The sequence below is a fragment of the Alistipes sp. DJF_B185 genome (assembly GCF_964250025.1).
In the GTDB taxonomy this organism is placed as follows: domain Bacteria; phylum Bacteroidota; class Bacteroidia; order Bacteroidales; family Rikenellaceae; genus Alistipes; species Alistipes finegoldii.
Map to the genome: position 1 here is coordinate 1 of NZ_CAXUDY010000106.1, position 538 is coordinate 538.

The window sequence follows — 538 nt, forward strand, 5'->3', positions numbered from 1 at the left end:
ATTTCGCCATCGACCCTGCCTGTTCGTCTTGCCTGCTTCCATTTCTCCCCCATCCACCAGAGGTAGTCCCAGAGATAGAACCGTTGTCTGCCGTTATTCTTCATGCCGTTATTTATTTCATCAATGAAACGATTGTGATAATCATAGCCACAAAAAACATTACTGGCAGGAAGAAAAGGAGAAAACCTGTTGCAGGCTTGAATCTTCTATCAGCATAGTGGCTCATGACGGCTTTGCGCCTGCGGACTCCGTAAAGCTTTTCACCCCATATCACATACACCAGTGCAAGGACTAAATAGACACCCCACATACATTGCTGAAACGTATGGTAAACCCTCGCAAACGCAAGCAACGACATGACCGGAACATACAACAAAAAATTGAAATACATAAACAGCATACTCTCTCCTGTGATGCGAAGGTGGTATTCGTGCAACCGCTCTCCGACCCACCAGAGGTAATCCCAGAGATAAAACCGTTGCTTATTCTCCTGCCGTTTCATCATGCCCAATGTATAAATCCGAGGTGGAACATCAGC

General features: G+C 45.9%; 1 protein-coding gene. It reads right to left on the minus strand.

The window, feature by feature from the left end; all coding sequences use genetic code 11:
- Positions 1–112: 112 nt before the first annotated feature.
- The coding region (locus tag ACESTR_RS16455; protein WP_373179473.1) for a hypothetical protein at positions 113–538 on the minus strand (426 nt) is incomplete at its 5' end.